The 17,208-nt window shown below is 48.0% G+C and carries 15 protein-coding genes; 6 read left to right on the forward strand and 9 right to left on the reverse strand.

Translation table 11 applies throughout. The annotated features are described in order from the left end of the window. The first annotated feature begins 122 nt into the window (after positions 1–122). Positions 123–1,766 carry a bifunctional metallophosphatase/5'-nucleotidase gene (locus ACH6EH_RS18895; protein WP_397333410.1) on the forward strand — a complete coding sequence of 548 codons (1,644 nt, stop codon included), beginning with the start codon at positions 123–125 and terminating at the stop codon, positions 1,764–1,766. A 699-nt stretch (positions 1,767–2,465) separates the two neighbouring features. On the opposite strand, the gene ACH6EH_RS18900 is transcribed toward ACH6EH_RS18895, so the two are convergent. The 6 genes from ACH6EH_RS18900 to ACH6EH_RS18925 all read right to left on the reverse strand — a co-directional run bounded on the left by ACH6EH_RS18900 (position 2,466) and on the right by ACH6EH_RS18925 (position 9,822). Then, positions 2,466–3,035, reverse strand: a complete 570-nt coding sequence (locus ACH6EH_RS18900; RefSeq protein WP_397333411.1) for a hypothetical protein — start codon at positions 3,033–3,035, stop codon at positions 2,466–2,468. A 391-nt stretch (positions 3,036–3,426) separates the two neighbouring features. Further along, a complete protein-coding gene (locus ACH6EH_RS18905) occupies positions 3,427–4,896 on the reverse strand; it encodes a methyl-accepting chemotaxis protein (protein WP_397333412.1) in 1,470 nt (489 codons plus the stop codon). Positions 4,897–5,108: 212 nt separating this feature from the next. Then, entirely contained in the window at positions 5,109–5,897 is a 789-nt protein-coding gene (locus ACH6EH_RS18910; RefSeq protein WP_397333413.1) for a carbohydrate-binding protein, read from the reverse strand. Positions 5,898–6,253: 356 nt separating this feature from the next. Beyond that, positions 6,254–7,864, reverse strand: coding sequence for a copper amine oxidase N-terminal domain-containing protein (locus ACH6EH_RS18915; protein WP_397333414.1), 1,611 nt, complete (start codon positions 7,862–7,864; stop codon positions 6,254–6,256). Between the two features lie 748 nt (positions 7,865–8,612). After that, positions 8,613–9,257, reverse strand: a complete 645-nt coding sequence (gene nfsB, locus ACH6EH_RS18920) for an oxygen-insensitive NAD(P)H nitroreductase (protein ID WP_279591747.1) — start codon at positions 9,255–9,257, stop codon at positions 8,613–8,615. A 94-nt stretch (positions 9,258–9,351) separates the two neighbouring features. Then, a complete protein-coding gene (locus ACH6EH_RS18925) occupies positions 9,352–9,822 on the reverse strand; it encodes a hypothetical protein (protein ID WP_397333415.1) in 471 nt (156 codons plus the stop codon). Positions 9,823–10,000: 178 nt separating this feature from the next. Between ACH6EH_RS18925 and ACH6EH_RS18930 the strand changes: the two genes are divergently transcribed. From ACH6EH_RS18930 to ACH6EH_RS18945, 4 genes are all read left to right on the forward strand, one after another. After that, positions 10,001–10,657, forward strand: a complete 657-nt coding sequence (locus ACH6EH_RS18930) for a hypothetical protein (protein WP_397333416.1) — start codon at positions 10,001–10,003, stop codon at positions 10,655–10,657. A gap of 82 nt (positions 10,658–10,739) precedes the next feature. Continuing rightward, positions 10,740–11,051, forward strand: a complete 312-nt coding sequence (locus tag ACH6EH_RS18935; protein ID WP_233281145.1) for a hypothetical protein — start codon at positions 10,740–10,742, stop codon at positions 11,049–11,051. Positions 11,052–11,066: 15 nt separating this feature from the next. Continuing rightward, positions 11,067–11,351 carry a hypothetical protein gene (locus tag ACH6EH_RS18940; protein ID WP_397333417.1) on the forward strand — a complete coding sequence of 95 codons (285 nt, stop codon included), beginning with the start codon at positions 11,067–11,069 and terminating at the stop codon, positions 11,349–11,351. A 10-nt stretch (positions 11,352–11,361) separates the two neighbouring features. Beyond that, on the forward strand, positions 11,362–15,009 hold the full coding sequence (locus ACH6EH_RS18945; protein WP_397333418.1) for a multicopper oxidase domain-containing protein: 3,648 nt from the start codon (positions 11,362–11,364) through the stop codon (positions 15,007–15,009). A 71-nt stretch (positions 15,010–15,080) separates the two neighbouring features. Here the strand turns inward: ACH6EH_RS18945 and ACH6EH_RS18950 are convergent, their stop codons facing one another. Then, positions 15,081–15,725 (reverse strand): hypothetical protein, encoded by a 645-nt coding sequence (locus ACH6EH_RS18950; RefSeq protein ID WP_397333419.1) that lies wholly within the window; start codon positions 15,723–15,725, stop codon positions 15,081–15,083. A gap of 75 nt (positions 15,726–15,800) precedes the next feature. Between ACH6EH_RS18950 and ACH6EH_RS18955 the strand changes: the two genes are divergently transcribed. Continuing rightward, the gene (locus ACH6EH_RS18955) at positions 15,801–16,217 is read left to right on the forward strand and encodes a hypothetical protein (RefSeq protein ID WP_397333420.1); all 417 of its coding nucleotides are present in this window, start codon (positions 15,801–15,803) and stop codon (positions 16,215–16,217) included. Positions 16,218–16,396: 179 nt separating this feature from the next. Here ACH6EH_RS18955 and ACH6EH_RS18960 read toward each other — a convergent pair whose 3' ends face one another. Together ACH6EH_RS18960 and ACH6EH_RS18965 are read right to left on the reverse strand one after the other, a co-directional pair. Further along, positions 16,397–16,648, reverse strand: coding sequence for a hypothetical protein (locus tag ACH6EH_RS18960; RefSeq protein WP_397333421.1), 252 nt, complete (start codon positions 16,646–16,648; stop codon positions 16,397–16,399). 140 nt (positions 16,649–16,788) lie between these two features. Continuing rightward, the gene (locus ACH6EH_RS18965; RefSeq protein ID WP_397333422.1) at positions 16,789–16,944 is read right to left on the reverse strand and encodes a hypothetical protein; all 156 of its coding nucleotides are present in this window, start codon (positions 16,942–16,944) and stop codon (positions 16,789–16,791) included. Positions 16,945–17,208 lie beyond the last annotated feature (264 nt).

The raw sequence follows: 17,208 nt of genomic DNA on the forward strand, positions 1-17,208 counted from the left end.
TTTGTAGAAAAAAAGTATTCATATGATAGTATGTCGTTAGCTACAGCTCTAGCGGCTCTTGCGAGAGCGCTTTTAGATTCTATTTTTTCCACCGTTATTCTATGGGTAAAGGAGAGAAAGGTATGGAAGATCATCGCTGTGAGGTCATCCTGCTGCAAACGAGTGATGTTCATGGCTGTTTGCTGCCGCGAAGCTATGCAGATCAAAGCGAGGTATGCTACGGACTTGCCCGGGTAGCGAGCATCATCAAGGAAGAGCGCCGCAAGCACAAGCAGGTTCTGCTCATGGACAGCGGCGACAGTCTGCAGGGCACGCCACTGACCTATTATCACGCCAGAGTGAACTCCACGCCGGCCCATCCGGTGATCGCCTGTATGAATGAGCTCGGCTATGATGCGGCAGGGATCGGTAATCACGAATTCAACTATGGCCTGCCCTATTTGGAGCGTACGATGAAGGAAGCCCGCTTCCCCTGGTTGTCCGCCAATATCCTGGATACGGCAACAGGCCAGCCGAAATTCGGCCCGCCGTACCTGATTAAGGAACTGCCGCTCGGATTGCGGATCGGCATTCTGGGCCTGACCACCTCGTACATTCCTAACTGGGAGCGCCCGGAGCATATCACAGGCCTTACCTTTAGTGATCCGGTGGAGGCGGCACGTACCTGGGTGCACCATATGAAGGAGCATGAGCGCGCCGATGTGATCGTTGTCGCTTACCACGGCGGCTTGGAACGGGATGTCAAGACTGGAGTGCCTACCGAGCCCTTGACCGGTGAAAATGTCGGGATTGCCCTGTGTCAGCAGGTTCCGGGGATTGACGTGCTGCTGACAGGCCATCAGCACCGAAGCCTTGCCGGGTGTGAGGTGAACGGCGTCTGTGTCGTGCAGCCCGGGTACGAAGGGCGCGCTCTTGGAAAAGTAACCCTGCAGCTGGCTAATGAGGGGGAAGGCTGGAAGCTGCTTTACAAGCAGTCCGAGCTGGTGGGGGCAGATGATTATGAGCCGGATCCCGTGATAGAGGATAAGGTCCGCGAGGTGGAAACCTTGACCCAGGCGTGGCTGGATCAGCCGATTGGCGAGGTGGACGGGGATCTGTCTATTCATGCTCCGGCTGAGGTCCGCCTGAGCGAGCATCCACTCATCGAATGGATCAACCGGGTGCAGATGGACGTCTCCGGCGCTGACGTGTCGTGCACAGCATTGTTCGATAACCGCTCCTCCGGCTTCGGTGCAGTGATCACGATGCGGGACCTTGTCACCTTTTACGTATATCCGAACACCTTGAAGGTGCTCCGGATCTCCGGCCGTGACCTGCGGGAGGCGTTGGAGCAATCAGCACAATATTTCACCCTGGACGACACAGGGGCAATCATCGTCCACCCTGCCTATCTTGCGCCCAAGCCGCAGCACTACAATTACGATATGTGGGAAGGCATAGAGTACACGCTCGACATTTCCAGGCCTGCCGGGCAGCGGGTCACCCGCCTGGAGCATAACGGCCGCCCCGTCGCAGATCAGCAAGCTTTTGACGTCGTCATGAACAACTATCGCGCGAGCGGTGGAGGCAACTTCGAAATGTTCCGGGACAAGCCCGTGGTCAAGGATATTCCGATGGATATGGTGGAGCTGCTGGCTGATTACATCACCAGCCACGGCCGCATCACCGCCAGCGTGAACCACAACTGGCTAGTGGTCGGCGGGCACTCCCCCGCGCCGGACTTGGCGCGGACGAGTGCGGAAACCCGCACTCGTGCCGGGCGCTGATCAAATGCGGAAACCTGAACTCGTTGCGCCGCTGGGACGGTTCTGGAGCCAATGAATGCGAAAATCCGAACTCGTTGCGCCGCTGTGGCGGGTCTGGAGTAAATGAACATGAAAATCCGAACTTGTCGCGCCACTGCAGCGGATCTGGAGCCAACGAATGCGAAAAACCGAACTCATTCTGCCACTGTGGCGGTTCTGGAGCCAACGAACACGAAAATTCGAACTCGTTGCGCCACTGTGACAGGTCTGGAGTAAATGAACGCGAAAAAACGAACTCATTCTGCCACTGTGGCCGGTCTGGAGTAAATGAACACGAAAAAACGAACTCGTTGCGCCACTTTGGCCGGTCTGGAGTAAATGAACACGAAAATCCGAACTCGTTGCGCTGCTGGGACGGTTCTGGAGCCAATGAATGCGAAAATCCGAATTCGTTGCGCCACTTTGGCCGGTCTGGAGTAAATGAACGCGAAAAACCGAACTCATTGAGCCGCTGTGGCCGGTCTGGAGTAAACGAACTCGAAAAACCGAACTCGTTGCGCCGCTGTGGCGGGTCTGGAGCCAACGAACACGAAAAACCACACTCATCGCGCCACTGAAGCGGCTCCAAAACCAGCGAACGCGAAAAACCACACTCATTCCAGCCGCTGATCGCTCGCGCCGCGCGCCCCAGCGCCCGCGAACATGGCCGCATGGCGCGCGTCAGCTTCTTTTTTTCCTAAGCCTATGGAGTACAGACAGCACGATGCCAACCACCAGCGCGCCGAAGCTGGCGTAGATTAGACACCACTTGATTAGTGTAAAGATGGGCGTCATCTCGGCAATGACGGGAGTCCGGGCAGGATAGCGGTACATCACCAGCGAGGAGCCGAGATTCTCCAGCCAGTCAAACCCCCAGCCGCCCAGCGGCAGCAGATTGACAGCCCTCCACCGGCTGCCCGAGGACAGAAAGACATATGCGGCAGTCAAAGCAATCGTCAGGAAGCCCAGGTATACCAGCGGCCAGATCACATCAAAGGTAAAGCGCGCCTCAATGTAATGTGCTCGTCCCTCCTCCCCATAGATCTCTGCAATCCGGTACAAGTCTGCCGAGGTGTACCACAGCGAGGAATCCGGAGATTCCCCGCTCCCCGATGCGGACTCCGACAAGCTTGCCTGCCTTGGCAGGACCCATGCGATAAAGCCCGCGAACACCAGTACCGCCACAGCAACCCACTTCCAATTCACCATCTGGTACAGACGCTCTGTAAAAAATATAACCCACCGACGCATTCCCCGGCCTCCTCATCCCTGTTAGAATCACCCGGCACAATCCCGGACTGAGCATGACATCAATTTGTCCCTCACAACTCCTCACGACTCCTCACGACTTCAAACGCATCCAGAATATCAACCCTTCGCTTAAACCTGTACTGCGCGTTGCTCCCAGCGCGCGGTTGTGCGAAACGGGTGTCACACGCCAATCTATAATCATCCCGAAATCCAAGCGAACTGCGCGGAGCGCGAAACCTGTCTCAACCGCTCACTCTCTATCCATACCCATATCCCCGTCCATTGTCCCTGCACCTGGCTTACATCAGCACTCTATATAAAAAAACAACCCCGCGTCCTTTTCCTGCCCTCAGGCATTCCAGGAGATGACGGGGCTGTAAGCCGCTCAGGCCTAAACCTGCATGTTGTTCAGTCTTTGATCCGCCTGCCGCAGACTCCGCACACTTCGTTCATTACTGTATAGCAGTTCATCCACGGAAGCCTTCAGCTCCTCCATGGTCGCCGCCGTTTGCTGAGAAATCGAAATAAATTCATGGGTCACATCATAAGTGGACTGATTGGCTTCCGTTACACCGGTAATCATCCTTTCCATTTCCTCCGCCTTACCATTCAAATTCCCAATGTCCGCGTCGATTTGCTGGAAGGCTGCCCGGGCGCTTGAAGTCGTCTCCGAGCTGCCTGCGACTCTGGACACAACCTCATTCAGGCGGTGCAGCGTGTTCTGGGAGTACATCGTAATATCCGATAAATTGTTCGAAATCCGTTTGGCAGAATCACCGGCAGATTCTGAAAGCTTGCGAATCTCGCTGGCAATGATTGAAAAGCCTGCTCCATACTGCCCTGACCTGGCGGCCTCAATGCTCGCATTGACCGACAACAGATTCGTCTGGTCCGCGATAGCACGAATGACCTGATTGAAGCCCTCCGTTTCCGTAATTCGCCCATCCAGCTCCTTCATGCTCTGGGAAAGGGTGAGCAGTACCGTTTCCAGCTCCTTCATGAGCATATCCATCTCCGTGATCCGGAGACCGCCTTCACGGGAAGTCACCTTGGCTTGCGCCGCTTGCTGATTCAGCATATGCACAGCCTCCGTCATCGCTGTAAGCTGCTGGGAGGTTTTGTGGATGTTGTCGGTGATCGTTTGGGTGGAAGCGGCCTGCTCGTTCGCTCCCTCCGTCATTTCTTCAAAGGCAGTTCCCATACGGCGGAACGCTTCCAAATTGTCAGTGCTCGCTGCCGTGATCGAGGTCAGCTCCGTGGAAATGCCGGAGGTTTCCTGGAGGAGATGCTCTTTTTGCTGGGACATTTGTTCATATAAGGTCTGGCTTTGAGAGGAAGACGCCGCAATATCCTTCACCAGGCTTCCCGTAACCTTGGAGAAGAAGAGCAGGATGACCGATCCGAGAATGTAGAGATAGATTGCCGAGCTGGAAGCGTATTTTTCCAATCCGAGGACTTCACTTTGCCCAAACAAAATATACAGTATTAACACCAAACCACAGATAATCCCGGTCAACAAATAAGAGCGATACATGTATACCATGGACAAGATCAGAATCACAAAAACTGCGAACACATTAACGAAATCCGGCTTTAACATGGACACGCCAAACGTAATTAACGTATAGCCAACAATAGGTATGAACGGAATATAGGTCACAGCCCGATGCCGAAAATGAAAAAATGCAAAGGAGCCTAGCATCACCACATTGCCGATGAGGTTCATCAGGATTATGTCCAGGCTTGCTCCAAGACCAACCAGACTTCCAATCGATAATAGCCCGTTCATCGCCAAAATTTTAAAAATCCAACCGTTCTTCCGCCGAAGGTCATCGCGTAAATGCTGCTGCAGATGTGTCATGCCTGAAGTCCCCTCACTCGATGTCGAATATTGTCGTAAATTGCTATAAATGATTGTACATGGTGACGCCTCTTTTCAACAGGATAATTTTTCATGAATAGGTTTACGATTTGAAGACGGTTGTAAAAAAAACGCCTCCCGCTCCCCCTAGAGGGCCAGCGAAAGGCGTTCCTTCCATTCTGTGTATAGCTTTGTGTACGACTTCTCTTTCTTTAATCCCGCCCGTATACCTCAATTTGTGTTAATGCCGGGAACGGAGACGGATCGTTCGAGGGGATTAGCTCGCTCAAGGTTACCCACTCGATGCTTTTGGGCTCTACGGCAAAGGACTGCGGCTCCCCGCTCTTTTCCAGATGAACCACCTGCTTGCTGCCATCGGAGAAGGTCAGTGTCGCTTGTGTCCAATAGTTATCATGCGGGAAATCTGCACGCAGGGTCAAAGCTACGCTCTCCACCTCCACCGTTCGGCCAAAATGCACGGTAATCGCTGCATCCGCCCGCTGATTGATGCCCCAGGATTCGAACGGCCAAGGTCCATGAGAGTGGGAAATGGTATTGCCGTTAATCGCGTTTCGTGGAGCAAATACGGACTCGCCCCGGGTCTGCACATTCGCTGAAGCATGCGGGAAGCACTGCTCATTGTCCGATTGATCAAAGCTGTTGTACGCGAGGTTCTTGGTCGCTGCCCGCTCGTCCTCAGTAGCCAGCCGCGCCTGAAGCACATGCACACCGCCCGTAAAGGATTTTGGCGAATAGGATACCCGCTTCTCACTTGGAGGTACAGGATAACGATATGTATTCCCTTTCAGATAAACATACGCTGGTGGAATCGTATCCTCCAGCTGAATAACGAGATAGACGCCAGACTCCGAGCTGTTCAATACAATGACATCGCCTTCTTCATAAGCCTGCTTGTACACCAGTACCGCCTTGTCCTCACCCTGGTGCTCTGCCTTTACTGTGCCGTCTGCCTGTTCAATGGAAAGTGATAACTGTGTCATCTGCAAAACCTCCGTTGTAATAAGTATGCCAAGCTGAAAGCGCCTTCGATTCCTTGCACGAAAACACCACTCTCCTTATTGTATTGGAATTGCCCTATAAAATCTCCCCTTTTGCCATAATTTATTGAAAAGTAAAAAAAGACAGAGGTCCGTTCCAGCCGGCGCCTCTGTCGGTCGCCTTGCTCCGCCACAATTTGGTCTCCAGCCCTTATGAGCAACATATGCTAACGACGCAGGCATTACCCGCCCAGTATTCAGAAATAAAACGGTCTGTGGCTATTATCGAATGTTTCTTTCCATATAAAAAAGCCCCGGCTGCAACAACCGGGACTGACTTACTTTATTCTTATTTAAGATTACTTCGTTAATGTAATGGCATGCGTATCTTTGTCATAGCTGACCTTCCAGTCCAGCAGCTCAGCCATAAAGCGAAGCGGTACCTGAACACGGCCGTCACGAATCATGACATCTTTACCAATGTTCAGCTTTTGTGTATTCAGCTCAACGTAATCCACTCCTGGCCAGAATGCAGCCTTGTCTTCGCCAATCATCACCCAGGCCGTCTTGGTCTTGTTGTTCCAGCTGACGTCAGCTTGAATGGCTTCACTCAAGAAACGAAGCGGTACATAGGTCGTGCCTTTTTCTACGAACGGTGTTACGTCCATCTTGATCTGTTTGTCATCGACTTTGATGACATGATCATTAATGCCGAGCCAGATCTTCATCGGACCCATCGGCTCCGGTGTCACGGTACCACCAAATTTCTCCGGCATTTGCGTCACAATGGCTCCCGACAGGGCCGCACCAATGTCAAACATACGCCCATGGCCTTCCTCAAAAGCTTGATAAGCTTGTGCATACTGCTTGTTCTTGAAGTTGTTCACTACATTAATAACATCCTGCTCATGTGCCATAAGCACCTTGGTTGCAGTGGCAGCTGGAAGATTATTCTCTGTTGCTGCCGCCAGGAAACCGCCAAGCTCCATTGGGAAATCCTTCAGAACGTTGTCCTGCGCTTCCTGGATGTCATTCATGTTACCACTGCGGATAGCTTCACCAATACTGGTGCTGTCTTTGTACTGGCTGGAGAAGATTTTCGCGAACTGGTCTGCACCCGCCTTACCGTACAGCGACTGGATGGCCGGCACCATTTCATTCGCATTGGCTTCCAGCATGTCTGCTGCCACGCCTGCATCCGCAGCCTGCTGATACTGCTTCAACGAAGTGAAGACCTGATAGTTAAAGTGTGCGCCGAGAAGCTGACTGAATGTCGCACGCAAATCAGCAGCCGGTGTATCGACCTTCGTATGATCAAACTTCTCCGGCATCTGCTTCACAATGGCACTCGATAAAGCTTCACCGATTATGAACATGCGCTTGTAGCCTTCATCATATGCTTGGTACGCTTCTTCATAGTTACCGTTGATATAGTTATAAAAGACGTCCTGTACATCCTTCTCATGTGCCATCAACACTTGGGTCGCCGTACCAGCCGGCAGGTTTCCTCCTGTAGCGGTACTCAGAAAGCTCCCCAGTTCCGATGGAAAGTCTTGAAGCATCTCATCCTTCACTCTTTTCTCTTCATTCATATTTTTGTTGCGAACAGCCATTCCGAGACCCGCACTGTCCTCATATTGGGAGGAGAAAATCTCTTCAAACTGCTTCGCGCCTTCCGCTCCATACAGAGACATGACCGCTTTGACCATTTCCTCTGCGTTAGCCTCCAGCATGTCCTGGGCCAGATCGGCGTCTTCCGCATTCTGGTATTCCTTGAGCGTCGTCATCACCTGATATTCAAAGTGTGCCGCCAGCAGTTCGCTGAACGTCATCCGCAAATCCGCCGCGGGTGTCTTAATCGTAGGTGTAACCGATGCTACAGACGCGCTTGGTGCAGGAGCAGCCATGGCCATCGAGGGAACCAGCAGCACCGCTGCCATGCATGTACCTAATACTTTTTTTAGCTTCATCTATTCTCATCTCCTTAGTGTGTGGTGATCTTGTCCTAACTTACGAAGCTTTCTGATGTTTGGATCACCCTAAGGAAAAAACTTTTGATGTTTCAAGTTCTCCTCCCGTTTTACATGCAATTTTAGCCTATGATATTTCGTCACACAGCTGATTCGGCCATATGAAAAGTGGAGGCCTGCTGCTCAGGCCTCCACTTTTCATATGGCTAATCGTTAAATAGTAGAGCTCCAGCATTCACAAGATCAATTCTAAGATATTATCCGCGCGGAGGGAATTCGCCCTGCAGGCAAATAATAAAGTTCTGCGCAATGAACGGCTGCATGTTGTTATGAGGCTGGGATCCTCCTGTAACATTAAGAGCGACTGGGGACATTGGCACGTTAGGCGTCGAATCATAGAGAGCCGGACTTCTCCGCCGTATTGAACACCGAGGATAGAGAACAGTGCCAAAACCGCCGGCCTGCCCGCTGTCTATACCTTCCTCACCGCGAAATTTTTTAGTTGTTTCCCGTGTAAGAATCTCCACCGCCCGCAAACATGTACGCGCCCACGTCTAATCGAATACTTCACAACTCACAACACGTTCACCCTTTAATCTTTCCCCTTAAGATCAAGTTTCGGATGGGTTACGGATGTTTTGGCTTTACCCGATTGATGAAATCGAATAATCCAATCTGTGGACAAATCGAAAAATAAAAAAACAGAGGCCCGTTCCAGCCGGCGCCTCTGTCGGTTGACTCTTATTCACTAGACATGCTCGATAATTTCAGCCACATCCAGTCTGGATTTCGGCAGTGCTGCGTTAAAATCGGATGGTGCCCGGTAGCCCAGCGCAACCACGACACAGGAGCTGAATCCTTTTTCATGCAGGCTGAATTCATCGTCGAGCGCCTGAAGATCCATACCTTCCATTGCGACAGCATCAATGTCCAGTGCCGCCACCCCGAGCAGGAAGCTGCCCAGATTGAGGTATACCTGCTTCTCCGCCCACTGCTGAACATCCTTGTAGTCAAATTTATGGAAGTCCACGAACATTTTTCGGCCGTTATGGTTATCCGTCTTGAAATTCCCTTGAGCAAAGCGACCGTCCTGATCTTCTCGATCTGTAAGATGCTGCAGATACTCTTCTGAAATATCTGTTTTGGTTGCGAACACCACCACTGCCGCAGCATTCAACACCTTGGATTTGTTAAAAATGAACAGCCCCTCTGCTGCACGAGCCATTCTTTTCTTGCCCTCGTCGGTTTGAGCAATGATAAAATGCCACGGCTGCAAATTGGTCGATGACGGGGCCAGCTGCAGCAAAGCCTCAATGTTCCTCATATTCTCACTTGAAATGCTTTTTGACGGATCAAACTCTTTGGCGGAATAACGCTTTTTCATAGCCTCCATGACATCCACGTGTGCACACTTCCTTTACTCTTGATTATGACCGGATTTGCCCTTGGTCAGTATGCACATGTGGAGATGGCGCTATTCGCGGCGTCTACTCCTCAAAATCCTCCAGAAAGTCTCCGTCTTCCTCGCTGTGAAAATCTCCTATATACTTTGCACGATCAAGCGGAGATGCTTTTTTTCGGTCAAGCCATACTATTTTGAGAATTTGACTCTGTAGAATCGTAACCACTTTTCCATCAGACTTTTTAATATCTACGTAGTCTGTTCCTACCTGACTTAAAAACCCTCGGATGTTCTCAGACTTCTCCCCGGACACAACTTCAATGATAACCATGCTGCCTTTGTGCCGGAACAACTCAAAATTCAGATTGCTGTTGATCCCGGCCAGCCGAAGCTGAATTAGCGGTTTTACTCCTTTAATGATTTTGAAACAACGGTTACGATTGAATTTTTGCCTGGAAACAGGCTTATGACAGGCACAATCCTTCGGATGCTTTATGACTTTGAGGTGACAGTCTTTTTTTACCCACGCTTTCGACCTCTTTGGGGTCCTATTCATGTTAAACCTCCGCATCATTTTTGTATTTACGGTATGTATATGCCTATACAAAGAGGTGTGCTTGAGTCAAATGCCCATCGCTTAAACATTTAAATCCTTAAAACATAGGCATGCAACCAGACCCATAAAGGCGAAAACCCATATACTGTTCTAAACTCTTCTAGGAGGTTCCCGATCGGTGCAAAAATTAAAAACACGTGAAAGAATTGGGATTAGTTCGCCAACGACGTCTTTACCTGAACAACAATTTATTGAACTTCGAGCATGCATAGAAGAAGCCAATCATATTCTGCGGTCTCTTGGCAATCCAAAACAACCTGAAAATCCAAGACAGCTGCAGTTAAAGCTGGCTTCATTAATAAACAAGCATGTGAAATTGAACATTGCTTATCAAGGAATGTTCAAATCTTTGCAAGGTATACTCGTTCAGGCGGGGCGTAATTATGTGCAGTTATGTACGGGGAGTCATCAACGATATGTTATGTTTGATGACCTGATTTCGGTCACCATGAGTCAACGCAGCTCTAAATTTCCTCATCATACGGATAACCCTTATTTAAGTAACAAGCTAAATTGCCAACTTTTATACAATTACTCAGACACGGTTTCTGGAAATGTGAGATTGCTGAATCGGTTTTATGGCATTCCATTAAGCGTCGCTCTGCTGGAGCAGGTCGGCAGGAAAATCAGAGTGCGTCATGCCCCGAATGTTGAAGTGTCTGGAATTTTGTTAGATACGACAGAGCAAGCGATTTTCATTCGAACGGCAAAGAAGAGAAGAACCATCGAACGGGTCCCTTTTGAGAAGATAGAGATTGTTTGCGTGGATCAATAGCATGAATACCCTCTTTGGCAGCATATATATAGCATCGGAATATGTTAAGTGATATCACAATCGTCAAGGAGGGGTGATTCGATTGAACGTCCAACATTCTCATTATCCATCATCCGATGAGGCAAATATAAATGGTATCTTTACTGATCTGCTCGGACAGGACATTATCCTTGTTCTAAACGCTTCCCAGCTCAACATTTTGGGTCAAACCTTCAGACCCATTTTCACCGGGACGCTGGAAGAAGTGAGAGGCGGATCCGTGCAGCTTAATCCCGCCATTATCAAGATGCCCAATGCGCCCAATTTTGTATTTCCGACACCGTTAAGCTTCCCGATCGAGCAAATTGCCATCTTTGCACCTTTTGATCTTAATACGAAACTTACACTTACCTAAGGAGGATGAAAAATCATGCCACCATCTGCGGATCAACAAAACTTAAATGATCTTCGCCATCAATCACTTGTCGCTGAGTTTAGACGGAACATTGGAAACCGCATCCTGGTATTGATCGCGTCGTTCCCTTTTTTCTATGTGGGTGAGCTTGTAGATGTTGAATCGGATACAGTCTTTGTACAAGCAGAGTTTTCTAACGTCCCTGTGCTCGACAACGTTATACTGCGCACACATATTGATAATATTAAGGTGTATTTTATTGAGGCTCCCGGCACTCCGATTCCTGAAATACGACTATAAGAGGTGAACCGTGAAAAGACGATTTCATATTGTAGCGATCTCCGTCCGGATCGTCATCAACGACTTCGGAGATCACGACCCTGAAGGCAAAATGTATGTCCTGAAAGAGAATGAAGACAAGGTCAGAAGGCTGATAGCCAAAAACCCTTTCACTACCGTTGACTTGGTTCAACCCTTGATCATTCGGGCCAACGCCGGAGATGATATTGAAATATTATTTGAAAACAGGCTGAACGCTCCCGCCTCCATGCATATTCAGGATGTCGAATACAATGTCATGACCTCAGATGGAGCAGCTGTTGGATTTAACAGCAACACTACGGTCCAGCCGGGAGATACCATAACCTATTCATGGCATGCCACCCGTGAGAGTATCTGCTTATTTAATGATTTTGGCAACACGCTTTCCAGTGAGCTGGGAACGCAGGTTCATGGTCTTTTCGGCGCACTCATTGTTGAACCCCGAGGCTCCAGCTGGACCGACCCCGAGACGGGAAAATTTATAGATTCCGGGATTTACGCGGATGTACATAATCCTTTTCTTCCCTCATTTCGTGAATATGCCTGGGTTTTTCATGATGAAATGGAGATTAATGATTTGACCGGGGATACACCTTTCAGTCCTCACACGTTACAGCCTGAAGCAACCCACACGGTAAATTATCGGGGAGAACCGATGCGAAACCGTCAACGACTTATTCTGAACGGAGTGGTTTCTCCCGATACGGAGGGCGAAGAGGTTCATCACGATTCGTGGATGTTCGGAGATCCAGCTACGCCCGTATTGCGTGCCTATGTGGGAGATCCAGTAAAAATCAGGCTCATTCACGGCGGAGTCAAAGAAACTCATGTTTTCCACTACCATGTTCACCAGTGGTTGTTTGAACCCACCGACGTGGAATCTGAACTTAAAGACTCGCAAGCGATATCGCCTCAGGCTTCCTACACCATCTCTCCACTTTATGGAGCAGGCAGTCTGCAAGAGGCTTTTGGCGATGTTATTATTCACTGCCATTTGTACCCTCACTTCGATGAGGGAATGTGGGGGATGCAGCGCATATTTAATACACTTCAAGACGGAAGGGGCAAATATCCTAACGGGAAACCGATTAAAGCGCTGAAACCACTCCTGGACCGCCCAAGACCCCCTGAACCGACAAAAGCAAAGCCTGGTTTTCCTAATTTTATTCCCGGGATTGTGGGCAAAAAAGCTCCCAGACCCCCCCTTGGAATTGAAGGCGGCCGTCCATCAACGCGACTCGAAATCAACCAGTTTGCTCCCAATGCAGTGCCAGGAGCCGTATTTGTAAATCCGTGCGAGCCTGACATAAACCCTGACCGGGAATTTCATATTGTCGCTGTTCAGCTCCCTGTCGTTTACAACACTCATGGCTGGCATGATCCACAAGCCCGCATTTTTGTGCTGGCCGAAGATGAAGAAGCTGTATGCTCGGGGCGTAAAAAGCCTGAGCCGCTAACTATTAGAGCAAACGCCGGTGACTGTATCCGATTGAAATTTACAAATAAATTACCGGAGGTCATCGGAGGCAATGCTTTTCAACTGGTAAATCGGACCTATGAAGCCGGCCTTCATGTTCACTTCGTCAAGTTCGATCCTCTCGTTTCAGATGGTGCCAATGTAGGCTGGAACTATGATTCCGGTATATTACCCGGCCAGACTATTCAATATCAATGGTTTGCGGATGCGGAGCTTAAGGCGACGTTTTTTCATGATCATCTTTTTGCTAATCAACATCAGAATCACGGTTTGTTTGCAGCTATAAACATAGAGCCTAGAGGATCTCTGTTTGTATCTTCAGAAACAGGTAAAGAAATTAAGGCAGGCACACAGGCGACTATTGTCAATCCGTTTATCCCTGACTTTAGAGAATTCACTCTGCTCGTTCATGATTTTGCCTTTTTGTTTGATAAAGATGGAGATCCATTAAATCAGCCTCCGTTCCCTAGCTCCCATGATGACCCAGGAGCTATGGGGATTAATTACAGTAACGAACCCCTTCAGTTCCGGCTGACCCATCCCGACAGCGACCCCGCATATGTCTTTAGTTCTTGGGTGCATGGAGATCCCGCAACGCCGATGCTTAATACGTATAATGGGGATCCCGTCCGTATTCGGCTGCTCCAAGGATCTCATGAGGAATCTCATTCTTTTAATTTGCATCGCCAGCGGTGGAGAATGGAAAGAGGCGACCTGGATTCCGATCTTGTAGATCAGCAGCATATCGGATTATCAGAATCTTTTACACTGGAGTTTTCCATTGAAGGAATTGGCGACTTTGATATGTTATATCATTTTGGTTCCATCGATGACATTTGGCTCGGAAATTGGGGAATTCTGCGCACGTTCGAAGAACGCGTTCCCCATCTTATTCCTTTGCCTGATCGCCAAATGCCTAGACGACGAACGAAAGCCTTGCCTGAACCGAATGGAAAACGACCGCCTAAACCATCAGGTGAAGAAAATGTACCTGCGCCACCAGGAGCACCGGTCCGCAAATATGAAGTTGTCGCCTTACAAACGCCAGTTATTTATAACGATTTCGGCGATCAGGATCCGTTCAGCATCATATTCGCTTTGAAGGAAAATGTCGAAGAGATTATTGACAGCAGCCTTAATCCGGAGCCGCTGATCATCAGAGGAAACGTAGGTGAAATCATTGAGGTTACTTTATTTAATACACTGGATGATTTAAAGTTTCCACCTGATGATCAGCTGTACCCAGGTGTCCCGATCAACGTACTTCATAGACCGTCCAAACGAATATCGCTCCATACCCAGTTGCTCCAATACGACGTTCGTTTTTCTGATGGTGCCACGGTTGGTTTTAATCCAGATCAAACGATTGCACCTGGTGAACAAATTACGTATCGGTGGTATATTGACCAGCAGATTGGTGCCGTAGGGCTTGTTGATATGGCAGACATTCGAAACCATCGTCATCATGGAGCTTTTGGCATGCTAATCACCGAGCCCCGGGGTTCTGCCTACCTCCACCATGTTACCAGGGAACCTCTCAGCACAGGGAGTCAAGCGATTATTCTCAACGGCGGAAACAGCTTCAGGGAATACTGTATACTGATGCACGATGGTGTGCGGCTTTATAATAAAGACGGTGTGCTCATCCTTGATCCTGAGCCGGTTATTCGAGTGGACGCGGAGGAAGAGACGGAGGATTTTGAAGACCAAGGCTCTCGAGGCTTTAATTATAGAACTGAACGATTCAAGAACCGTCTTATTGCCAACCCCGATATTTCATTAGTGTTCAGCTCCACTGTTCATGGGGATCCAGCTACTCCGCTATTTTTGGCTTACCCGGGAGATCCGGTCGTCATTCGCTTTATTTTTATGTCCGATCGTGCTCGTGCACACACTTTTGTCTTGCATGGGCATCAATGGCTGCGAAGCGATGATGATATTAATTCACAGCTTGTATCCTTCCAAGGTCAGATAAGTGTCGGTCATACGGATGACTTTCCTATTCAGTATGGTGCAGGCGGCTTTCTGGGAAAACCCGGTGATTATTTATACCGTTCAGGAAATATACGTTGGGATATCGAGCTGGGAGTATGGGGGATTTTCAGAGTATTGGAGAAAATGAGCCCCGAATTAGCACCACTCATATTAAAGAACATATAAATTCATTCTAGGAATACAAAGAAGACACCTTCACTTTGAGCGGGTGTCTTCTACATAAAATGAAAGAGCTGCTAACTAAATCTTTGTTTCTCTATACTGACGATATCCTTCCATGGGGCAAATGACTCTTTTCCCTGATGTAACATTGTAATTCCCTTTGTACCTACTTCCGTCAATTTAACTTTCTCTCGTTGAGTATCTGTTTCCACCGTCAGTCGGTTGTTCAACAATACTTTAAGATGTCCGGCGAAGGTTTGATCAAAAAATTGTTGCTTTAGAAACTCTTTCTGCCCTACCGTCTTCCCAAAGCAAAGCATAATTTTTTGCTTCAACTCGTCATCATACACTACCTGCTGATGCGGCTGATGGGGAACATTCGCTTGGTCGAACGGCTGCTCAGCGGAGACGATCGCTTGGAATGGGAGCCAGTATCTCCTGAGCAAGGTTGTCAGGATGACAAAATCTCTCCCTACAGCTTCCGTTTTCGCGATCAGCCCCTGATCTCCAAGGAGCGAGCTTTTTCTAATGACCTTTACCGTTTGAGTTTTATGAGTTTTAAAAAACTGGGAAAGCATAATATCCTTTCTTCGTTTTGGATTGACATTGCCAATGATCTGGATATTCTGTTGGTGAATGTATTCCTGGAGAACTTTCAATTCATGCAGAGGCAAAGGACTTGAGGAAGAACTGAAATTGGACGTTACAGAAACCATCATTTAATCCCCCCTAATTAATCATAAGCCATTTTATGTAGTGAGTACGATTCGTATGCAATGACAGGAGGGTACCTAATGAACCTTATTTTATTTATTTGCATCAATGCTTTGATGGCTGTTGGATTGGTAACAACTTATGTCTATCTAAAAAAACTGAAGAACCTCATTGGCTATCATCTGGGGATGAATATTTCAATGACGATCAGTACCGTAAGCGCATTGTCTTTAGGCCCATTATGGGCATTTCAGTTTCACCATCATTCCAGCTGGATCACCATGATCGTCACCTTAGCAGCAATGACAATCGGGATGCTCTTTGGTGCGTTAGTCGACTACCAAACCGTCGTCACAGGCATTTCAAGCGGAATCATGGCAGGACTGATGGGACCTATGATCATTATGCACAGTTTTGATCCTATTCCTCTCCTGTGCTTTACTCTCTTTTTATTTTTCTTTTCGCTTATCATGCTATGCACTTCGGTCAAAGTGTGAAATCCGTCACTCATAAGCACAGCTCTACTGCACCAGCCTTTACTTTTTACGCTCAAAATGAACCTGCAGCCCAATGATTCCATTTACTCTAGAAACGATCAATTTACTCAGTTTTCCGTGTAATTTTGATAATCATCTGACTTGGCTGCTCGCACCATCTTCTTCCACAATCGTTGCTACTATTCTAATAGATGAGCTTCAATAGCCTCATCTAGAGTCATTGCTTTTTCCAGATCATCATCAACCAATATAAGCAATGGACCTTCCATAACGTGCCCTTCTGAAGTTATAACCTCAAATGTAGCGGACCAATATTTATGTGAGATTCTAGACACTTCTATATCAATCATTGCTAAGTAGTAGTGGTTGCTCTTATCTTTATTCACATAATCAATGGCTAATTGCTTGGCTTTTTCTTTAGTTAGCTTCATTAACTAATTCCCCCTTTAAGCTGGTTATCGCATACCTAAAATGCCGTGAATCGAAGCGTCACTTAAAGTTTGACTTTGAACAAAAAGCTCTACCTACTCATAGATCAAGTAGAAAGAGCTTTATCAAGTATTTCAATGGTTTATGTTTGGTTTGTTGATTCATTTTCTATACTCTTAACTTCTTCAACTTTTTGCTCAATCCAGTTCATTACCATTTCTGCCTCTTCTTCATCAATGACCTTTTTTTCTTTTTTATATTTATAATTTTCATAAGCCCACACTAATATAATTTTCACAAATTCAACTGTCTCTAGCTTACAAATTGGTTCTACTTCATCTTCTTCTTCATCGTAAAATGGATCTTCAATTATTGTATAATTTTTATGAGATATAACGCTGGATGCATTCCCTCCATGTCTATATTCAGGAATAATGTAATGCCCCCCATTGTCAAGACATGAATTTCCGAGAAATAAGTTAATCCTCCTTGTCTTGTGAGATCTTGTGATTTAAGACGCGATTTGTTCAACAGAATGCGTATAGAATTGAGCCGGCTTGGC

Origin of the sequence: Paenibacillus sp. JSM ZJ436, from assembly GCF_044383795.1 — a bacterium.
GTDB classification, from domain to species: Bacteria; Bacillota; Bacilli; order Paenibacillales; family Paenibacillaceae; genus Paenibacillus_AQ; species Paenibacillus_AQ algicola.